Here is a 9,540-nt window from a genome sequence, read left to right on the forward strand (position 1 = left end):
TGCTCTGCTCTGCTCTGCTCTGCTCTGCTCTGCTCTGCTCTGCTCTGCTCTGCTCTGCCATTATGACCTTCTCTCTTGAATTTTGTCAATATTTTTCTTAAAAATAATAAATTATTTTGATTCTGTAACATTTCTCTCTGCTCCATAAAATGGTTTACCATTAAATACAACATCTGGATATTTTTCAAAAGGGAATAAAAACTCTTTCAATTCTTTTTCAATGTACTCTACTTCTGCCCTATCCTCTGGATGTAGTCTGCTTTGTTGTGTATTGTTTATTGATCGTTCTGGTATAAATCCAGTTTTAGGACGCACATGTTCACCTAAATGCAAAAAATCCTCGATTTTTTTTACTGAATCTTCATATTCATAAATTAATTCCTCAAACCTAATTCTCAATACTCTTGGATTATCAGTTATATTTTTCCTCATATTCCTATAGTAAACAACAAAATCTTTAGCATTTGTTCTAGGAAAAAATTTACCATCTGGACTCGTGGTATATTTTTCCTCAAAATACAAATCCCTTGGATCTCTGTCGATTACAACCGCATATGGATCTTCAAAAAAAGGAAAACTATGTTCTGGACAGTTTCCCTCAAACGGCTGATCAAGACAAATTGGCTTAGTTACATCGGCTCCCATCGCCACTAAAATATTCTTAATATATTTCTTGGATTCTTCATAAAAATTATCAGGCTCAATACAATAGTTTAATGTTCTGCATGGCCATAAAAAAGATGGCTTATTAGTAATCTTTTCTATTACTTTAGGCATAAGTATTTTTTTAGAGGCAAAAGCACAAATGTTTCTCATCACATTACCAGATAAAACATCTGCTGTTTCTACACCTTTATACTTTAATTGTGTAATTGAATTTATGTAATTTTTGCTAAGTGAATAGAAAGTCTTCCCCTTACATGGTTTATTAATAAATGGAGTTTTATAGCATTTAGTCCAATCCAAAAATCTTTTGATTGCATAATCACCGGACAAATTTTTAGCGTATTCTTTTATTAAATGATACTCTAAATCTTCGAGACCATCCACTCTATAGCTAAACCAAAACTCAAAACTATCATATACTTGCACATCATCATATTCCCTTAATAAATCTGTAAGAACAGAAGAACCAGTTGCTCCATAACCACACGCACCTATTATCATTTTATGTTTCTCCTATATTTTTATATTCATTTAATAAATCTCCGCATTAATGCTAATGTTTCATAATTACCCATTTGAAACATTTTTTTTAACGAAAGGTTCAATTCTTTATGTGCTAACAATGGCCATTTCCACAAATTATAAAGTGCTTGGCTTATAATCTGTGCAATTATCAGCCCCCATACTCCCATGTTAAATGGTCCTATTGCTATAAAAGAAAAAACCACACACAAAACAGCTGAAACTGTAAATGCTCCAACATAAATAATCCTGTTTGTACATGAGAAATAAGATGTGTAGCAATTTCTATACTTCAAAATAAACTGATACAGACACAAACCCACTAAAACAGGAATTGATACAACTGCAGATGGTTTTACGAGTTTCAGCAAGGGCACACCTACTATGCAAAAACCGATAGTTCCTAATATAAATAAATATATGAAAGAAACAACTATCATTGACATAGTCTTACACATTTTATCTTTATCTTCAACTACATATGCAGCCTGCAATTCAGGCTGATATGTATTATATAAATTGCCTGCAATTGTAGCAATTGCACTAGCAATTTGAACGCCTATAGAATATATACCAGTGTCTGCTAATGATAAGTAAGCAGAACAAATAAGTGTTGAAACCTGATTGCAACAATAATTGCATAACGAAATAGCTCCATCTCTCCATGCATTATGCCAGACAATATGAAACATTTCTTCTATTTCGTATCTCGAAGGATTTCCCTTGACTTTTTTTAAGTTATCGCCTATTCCTCTATATTTATAAAAGTAATATTTTCCCAATAGTCTAAAAAGTGTTCCATATGCTAAATATGCTGCACATGCACCAATCAAACCAAATCCAAGCAAAAGAAAAATTATCATTAATATAATTTGAACCAATCTAGCCCATACTGTATTCTTATTCGCTTGAGCAACATCACCAACTCCTCTCAAAAAAGAGGCATAATACCCATAATAAAGATTTCACGGCAACAGCATATATAATCCAAGCTATTATGTGTGTATACCCCTTAATTTCACTTGAAACAAACATAACATATCTAGTTCCAATTGTTAGCAAAAGGACTAATGCAACCACTGCAATAATGCCATAAATAATCTTGCATGTAGCTAGAACCTTCTTCATTAATTTGTAATCTGGTTCACTGTTTTGTGTAAACTCTACGCCTTCTTTTTTTAATTCTCTTGCTCCAGCCCATGCATATGTAACATTTCTAGCAAAGGTTACACCAAATCCAAAATCAAACAAAGTTGCAATAGCACCAATACTTGCAAATATATACCAGAGTCCCAGCACATCATCATCTAAATAATACATCAAAAATGGCAGCATTAACAGATTAGCTCCCATCGAAAGTATTGTACCTATATAACTCCAGAGGATGTCCTTTTTTGATAAACTAATATTCATCTTTCTATTTTTCCTTTAAAATGTGTTCTATAGCATTTTTAAAATCTGACACGCAAATAAATTTCGAACTATGGAAATTCGAATTGATTAAATACCCCTTAATCGGAGTTTCATTACATATAGATAAATCTCTTTCTTTATCACCAATAGCAATTGAATGTTCTAAGTCTATATCATATTCTTGTTTCAGTTCCGATATAGCCTGCCAATACAATCCCGTTTCTGGCTTCCTACAACCGCAAATCTTTTTGTATTTTTTAACAACTGCATTAGGATGATGAGGACAATAATATATTTTAGAAATATTAACGCCCTTCTGTTCTAATTCATTAAGCATCCAATTATGCAAAATCTCAAGATCCTTTTCTGTATAAAAACCTTTGGCTATGCCAGATTGATTCGTCACTATAACCAGCAAAAAATCATTATCTTGAAGTAACTTTAATCCTGAAACCACACCAGTCAAAAACTCAAAATCATCTATTTTGTATAGATAGTTTTTTCTATATTTATGGTTCCATCCCTATCCAAAAATGCAATTTTGTATCTCATTTATCGCCTTTCATCCAAGTATATTTTTACTTGGTAACTTCTCCTTAAAAAATTATTATTAACTTCGTATATACTTCTTATAAATCCATTTTATTATCAATCGTAATATCACTATTTGAAATATTCCATTTAGTGTTATTACACTCCTAAACCAATCATCATATGATGCCATTATAACCGCTGAATATAAAAAGACATAAAGGCATGAATAGTATGCTGCTGTCTTTCTACTAGGCGTATATTTTAACCTATAATAAAAATATGAATAAAAAATGCCCGTGATAAATGCCATGACAATAATTCCACAAACGCCAAAGTCAACATACCATCTTCCAAAAATAGTTATTGTATTCCCATAGTTTTTATAAAAAGGAAAATAGTCATAACTAACACCTGATACTAAATGCATCTTATTTAATAATGAATAAATTCCACTAAAAGACCACTGCCCCCAATTCTCCGATGCAACATTATTAACTTTTGAAATAATCAAATTTATTCTTATCAGTCCATAAGAAAAATAATTTTCAACACTCTGAAATGCACTAATTTGACTATAATTTCTGCCACCGATAACTCCACCGTAATAAAATAACGGAGCGCCAACAGCTGCAATTAATATAACCGCTTTAATCCAAAATCGATTGCCTCTTCTTTTACTTGAACTAACATATCTTTTGCTTATACTGCCTCCATAATTTAATGATAACGTAAACGCAAAAAGATATTGAAAAAAAACAGAAAAAATTTTTCCTCTTGAGCCATCAATCAAATATAATAAAGCCATATACAAAATAGCTGCTACACATATAAATAAAGGATATCGAAACTTTTTTTTAGCAATGCATTTATTATAGCAAATCACAAAAAGTAAAACAGGTTGTATGCCATATATAATTCTTGATAAAAGCTTTACTAATGTATTACCATTATTTCCTTCAACCAAAGTTTCCGAACGATATATTGATAATGCTGATATAATAGATCCACCAACCATTTTTTTTATATAATATGTTTGTAATACCGCTGTAAAAATAACAAGCAACGCAAATACAAAATAAAAATATGTTGGTAGTTTTATTGGATTTATATCATTATCATTAAATGCCATATATTGTCTTGAGTCACTATACTTTCTTGTAGATTTTACAATTAATTTGCAAAACTCACAGCCTACTATAAACAAAACCAAACCTATAATTAAATAAACAGTAGTTGTAAATGTAAAATCTTGCACCTGCAAACGACTTGAACCTAAAATATACATAGTAGATCCACCAATAAATGATGCACATATCAAGACATTAGGTGATAAAATATCATGTTTTGACAAATTCCATGATACTGCCAATAATAAATATAAAAATAAATAGAAAATAATAAATGCCATTTAATCAACCCATCCAATTAATTGTTTATGAAATCATTTTTATTATCTTATCTAAAACCATCTCCGGTGTAATTTTCTCTAAACACCGATGATTATCACAGTGAGCACCTTGACTAGTACAAAAACACGGAGCACATTCAAGATATAAATTAATTATTTCTGAATGATTTCCACCAGGATTCCATATTTTGTAATCAGACCCACCAAATATTGTCAATGTAGTTGTTCCTACCGCAGAAGCACAATGCATCATACCACCTTCTGCCCCAACTAACAAAGATATTCTGTTAATAATCGTTAAACTTTCTTTTATAGATGTTTTTCCTACTAAATCAATTAATTTATTGTGTTTTGGAAATACTATGTTTTTTTCAGAAAGTTCATTTCTTTCCTTAATCCCACCTATTAAAATAACTTTATATCCTAACTCAATAAGTTGCTTTGTCAATTTCAGCCAATACTCATATGGCCATGATTTCACATCATATTCAATATCTCGTCCATTCTCTTTCCATACCATAGAATTAGTTCCAAGAGATAAACCAACAATTTTGTCACCATCATAAATATCTAATTTGTTAAGCCATGACTTATCAAGCTTACTTTCATCAATTGATATTGCATCATCTCTCCCTTTAATACCTATAGCATTAAGTAACAATCTGTTTCTTTCCAAATAATGTGAATGTTGTGGAATATCAACAGCTATATCAACCTTGTCAGTTCCATAACCAACAATTTTTTTACATCTTGCTAATCGCATAATACGGTATATCCAAAGTGATGGTTCTCCACTGACGCTGCCAATCCTCACAAAACCATAATCATAACGATTATTTAATAGTTCTGACAGCAACTTAATATCTTGTCTTATATCTTTAGATGAATACCAATATAATTTATTCACATAGTTCTGACATTCTAATATTTGATTATTTAAAGCTAATATCTTAGCTGACCCCCGCATTAACAAATCAACTCTTGCCTTTGGATCATTTTCTTTTATCCCTCTGGCCATAGATAGAAATTGGATTATATCTCCAATGCCTGGGCCGGTGTGGATTATGTAATGCATAATATCATCTCCCTTGTTAATTATCTATCTTATTTTCAATCAGTTCGCACATAATATGAATCAGTAAAATGTGTGATTCTTGTACTCTAGCGGTCATATCATTTGGAACAATCAACGGATAATCAACTACTTTTCCAATCTTTCCGCCATCTTTACCAAGTAACGCTGCAGTCTTGCATCCCTTACTCTTTGCCATATCTACTGCCCTATATACATTCTCCGAGTTTCCACTAGTAGAAATACCAATGAACACATCTCCTTCCATACAGTGCCCCTGAGCTTGTCTTGCAAATACATCATCATACGAATAATCATTGGCAATAGCGGTCATAGTCGCAACATCAGCATTTAAAACTATTGCCGGCCACGCAGGTCTTTCCATAACAAACCTACCAACTATCTCACCAGCAAAGTGAAGTGCATCCGATGCTGATCCTCCGTTGCCACAAAGAACTAATTTATGACCGTTTTTTATAGCTATAATAATCTCATTTATTAAATTTTCCATATTTTCAAGTAATTCTATATTCTCAAGCAATTTATTTTTCACATTAATAGAGTCTTTAATTCGCTTTTTCATTAGTTCCTTCATAATTATAATCCGCCTTTCTGCGAAAGCCACCAATGCGTCATGAAACACCTTGGCTGATTTTCGCCTTTCTAATCTATCTTCCTCTTGATATAATTCCTTTATAAGACTGACACACTACAGAACACATGGAGGTGAGTGGCGTGGCTGTATAGCGGCGACCTCGTATAATTATTTGTTGTCGGTCATCCGTTAAGGCATCAATGATTGGCGCATAACGTAGCCCATAAACTTATCTCTTCCAAAGTCGACTCGATTTTGCCGGATGACCAGTCACTGTCAGTTTTATAACTATAAATCATCAGGAGGTACTTTTATTGTTTAAAATTCTCGAAAACAACTGTTGTGGACTTGATGTCCACAAAACCTGGATCTATGCCTGTATCGGTATTACCGATTCCAACAAACGCACTGAGTATAAGCAAGCTCGCTTTTCTTCCTTTACGAAAGGCTTGAACGAGTTGTGTGACTGGCTTGCTAAATACAACTGCAACGATGTCTGCATGGAATCTACCGGCAAGTATTGGATACCGGTATTTAATATCTTGGAGAAGAATAACATTTGGGTTACTCTTTCTCATCCCAAATACACCAAACCTCAAAAAGGCAATAAAACAGACCGTAAGGATGCCAAATGGATCTGCGATTTATATATGTGCGGGATGGTGAAACCTTCTTTTATCCCACCTGCCGACATCCGTGAATTAAGGGATTTAGTAAGATACCGTTTCAAACTCACATGTATGATAACTAGTGAAAAGAATCGTGCTCATAACTGTCTTACTGTGTCCAACTTAAAATTAGATGATGTCTTTTCTGATGTATTTGGTAAATCTTCTCGTTCCATTACGGAACACATTTTACAACACCCAGGGGAAACTTTTGATGTAGCACCTTTTGTAGATGGCAGATGTAAAACTCCAATTGAAGAAATACACGCTGCTGTTGATGGTGCCATATCCAAAGAACAGGCTGTAAAGCTTAGACAATGTTTAAATCACATCGATGAATTAGAAATGCACAAAGCAGAAATAGAACGGGAAATCTTTCGTCTCAGTGATAAGTATGAAAGCGTTCTCTATCTTATACGAACCGTCCCAGGATTCGATAAGAACCCATTGACTGCTATTCAGATGCTCTCTGAAATCGGAGGTGATATGTCTGTCTTCCCCACAGCTAAAAACCTCGTATCATGGGCTGGATGTTGTCCTCGTAATGATCAAAGCAATCATTGCCATCTGTCGTATGATCCTAACCGCTATCTGGCACATACTCACAGATTTAAAACCATATACGCCTGAAGGCTTTCTTGAATCGCGACATGTGAATGAAGCAAAAATATTGACTACTTCACAGGCACTTAATTTGATGAAGCAACGAGGCTACATTATCAAAGATGATGTTGTTCCTGTTACCTGATTAGGTGTTGTGTCTATATTTACTTTTCAAAACCACCTCATAAGATGGTTTATTTGCTATGCCCTTTATTCTTTGGCTATCCACTACTTATTTGTTTCAAACTTTTCCTCTTACATCTTTATCTTATTTATAATATTTGTTGTAGACTTTCCCTCAACAAATGGAAGCAGTTTTAACTCTCCACCCGATGCCTCAACTATATCTCTTCCCACAACATTATCTGGATTATAATCTCCACCTTTCACCAAAACATCCGGATGGATTTTTTTAATCAACCCATAAGGTGTATCTTCATCAAATACAATTACATAATCAACAAACTCCATTGCTGATAACATTTCAGCTCTATCATTCTGATTATTTATTGGTCTTTCCGAGCCCTTTAACCGTCTGACGGAAGCATCACTGTTCAGCCCAATCACTAGAATATCCCCAAATTTTGCTGCTTCTTGCATATATCTAATATGTCCGACATGCAAAATATCAAAACATCCATTTGTAAATACAATCTTTTTATCTTCATTATCTTTTCTAAATGTATCAATTGCTTTTCCTATAAGTATCTTATGCACAGTTGCATTTTCTTTCCTCATAAGATATTCTCTGATTTCCTTCCAATAAACAGACGATGTACCCACTTTAGCCACCTGAATACCAGCAGCATAATTCGCAATGTTTGCAGCATCTCTCATTTCAAATCCATTTACCATACATGCTGCAAGGTATGCTATTGTTGTGTCACCAGCACCAGTAACATCAAATACCTCCTTACCCACTGACTCAATAAAATATGGCTCATCATCACCAACCAATACCATTCCTCTCGCTCCACAAGTTGTAAGAATATATTTCGTATGGCACATCTCTTTTAATTTTCTGGATGCAACAATAATCTCATTATCATTTTCTACATTAAGTCCAGTTAAATCATGAAGTTCCTTTAAATTAGGCTTTATAAGATATGCATGTTTATATTTGCTAACATTCATATCTTTAACATCAATTATCGTTGGAATATTCTTTGCTATAGCTCTTTGTAACACTCCCTGTGTAAATTCAAAAGTAAGGAGACCTTTCAAATAATCTGATAAAAGAATAAGATCAAATTTATCTATTTGTTCATCAAGAATATGTAACATTTTCTCACAATCTTCGTGTCCAAGAGGATATGTATCCTCAACATCTAGCCTCAAAACCTGCTGATTATTAGAAGCTAAAAATCGTGTCTTTTCTGTTGTAGTTCTGTTTAATGTAATAACGAGAGTCGTATCTACCCCTTGTTCTTTGAAAATATCTTTTAATCTGCTTCCGTTTTTATCGTTTCCGACCATTGTCATTATCGAAACATTCTGGTCAGCAGCAATTAAATTTGCCACGACATTTGCAGCACCTCCAAGAACACTCCTTTCTTTCTTTTTTCTAAATACGGGCACCGGAGCTTCAGGAGAAATGCGCTTCACATCACCAGTAAAATAAGTATCAAGCATTACATCACCAATAACCAAAATATTTTTAGATTCAATTTCATTTAAAGATTTCATATGATTATCTCCATCTTTTCCTACAATTTCTAAACTATATTTATTATTACATTATTTTTCCCAATTAATAATCTGCGTGAATTTTTTGTAATAGCGTTCCAAACACATTTCTTCACAGAATTCTTCAACTTTATATTGATCTACTTTTTGTCCTGTCTGCTTAATTTTCAATATGTTTCTCGAAATATTTTCAATCAGATTGTTATCTCTGTCTAGAATAATCGCCATATTATTTTGAATATATTCAGGAATTCCACCTGAATTAGTAGTAATTAATGGTAATCCACTAACAACAGCCTCCACCATAGTCATTCCGTAAGCGCAAAATATCCATGCGGATAGCATATCAACAAATATTATGCCATAATTAGAT

Annotated in this window: 10 protein-coding genes; 1 reads left to right on the forward strand and 9 read right to left on the reverse strand. The window is 33.2% G+C overall.

Annotated features, from left to right (window positions below):
• Nucleotides 1–111: 111 nt before the first annotated feature.
• From KQI69_RS00165 to KQI69_RS00195, 7 genes are all read right to left on the reverse strand, one after another.
• Nucleotides 112–1,167: a hypothetical protein gene (locus tag KQI69_RS00165; protein WP_216563220.1), complete on the reverse strand. Its 1,056-nt coding sequence runs from the start codon at nucleotides 1,165–1,167 to the stop codon at nucleotides 112–114.
• A gap of 26 nt (nucleotides 1,168–1,193) precedes the next feature.
• On the reverse strand, nucleotides 1,194–2,123 hold the full coding sequence (locus tag KQI69_RS00170) for an oligosaccharide flippase family protein (RefSeq protein ID WP_216563221.1): 930 nt from the start codon (nucleotides 2,121–2,123) through the stop codon (nucleotides 1,194–1,196).
• Nucleotides 2,107–2,601, reverse strand: coding sequence for a hypothetical protein (locus KQI69_RS00175; protein WP_216563223.1), 495 nt, complete (start codon nucleotides 2,599–2,601; stop codon nucleotides 2,107–2,109). Before KQI69_RS00175 ends, KQI69_RS00170 begins: the two co-directional genes overlap by 17 nt.
• A 4-nt stretch (nucleotides 2,602–2,605) precedes the next feature.
• Entirely contained in the window at nucleotides 2,606–3,058 is a 453-nt protein-coding gene (locus tag KQI69_RS00180; protein ID WP_371818685.1) for a D-glycero-alpha-D-manno-heptose-1,7-bisphosphate 7-phosphatase, read from the reverse strand.
• Nucleotides 3,059–3,211: 153 nt separating this feature from the next.
• A complete protein-coding gene (locus KQI69_RS00185) occupies nucleotides 3,212–4,543 on the reverse strand; it encodes an O-antigen polymerase (RefSeq protein WP_216563225.1) in 1,332 nt (443 codons plus the stop codon).
• Between the two features lie 25 nt (nucleotides 4,544–4,568).
• The gene (locus tag KQI69_RS00190) at nucleotides 4,569–5,618 is read right to left on the reverse strand and encodes a glycosyltransferase family 9 protein (protein WP_216563227.1); all 1,050 of its coding nucleotides are present in this window, start codon (nucleotides 5,616–5,618) and stop codon (nucleotides 4,569–4,571) included.
• Between the two features lie 16 nt (nucleotides 5,619–5,634).
• Nucleotides 5,635–6,210: an SIS domain-containing protein gene (locus tag KQI69_RS00195; RefSeq protein WP_216563229.1), complete on the reverse strand. Its 576-nt coding sequence runs from the start codon at nucleotides 6,208–6,210 to the stop codon at nucleotides 5,635–5,637.
• 314 nt (nucleotides 6,211–6,524) lie between these two features.
• Between KQI69_RS00195 and KQI69_RS00200 the strand changes: the two genes are divergently transcribed.
• Entirely contained in the window at nucleotides 6,525–7,508 is a 984-nt protein-coding gene (locus tag KQI69_RS00200; RefSeq protein ID WP_371818686.1) for an IS110 family transposase, read from the forward strand.
• 228 nt (nucleotides 7,509–7,736) lie between these two features.
• Here KQI69_RS00200 and rfaE2 read toward each other — a convergent pair whose 3' ends face one another.
• On the reverse strand, nucleotides 7,737–9,167 hold the full coding sequence (gene rfaE2, locus KQI69_RS00205; RefSeq protein ID WP_216563230.1) for a D-glycero-beta-D-manno-heptose 1-phosphate adenylyltransferase: 1,431 nt from the start codon (nucleotides 9,165–9,167) through the stop codon (nucleotides 7,737–7,739).
• 51 nt (nucleotides 9,168–9,218) lie between these two features.
• Nucleotides 9,219–9,540, reverse strand: a 322-nt coding sequence (locus KQI69_RS00210) for a glycosyltransferase (RefSeq protein ID WP_216563232.1), incomplete at its 5' end; no start/stop codon positions are given.

This window comes from Eubacterium sp. MSJ-13 (assembly GCF_018918235.1).
Taxonomy (GTDB): Bacteria; Bacillota; Clostridia; order Lachnospirales; family Lachnospiraceae; genus Butyribacter.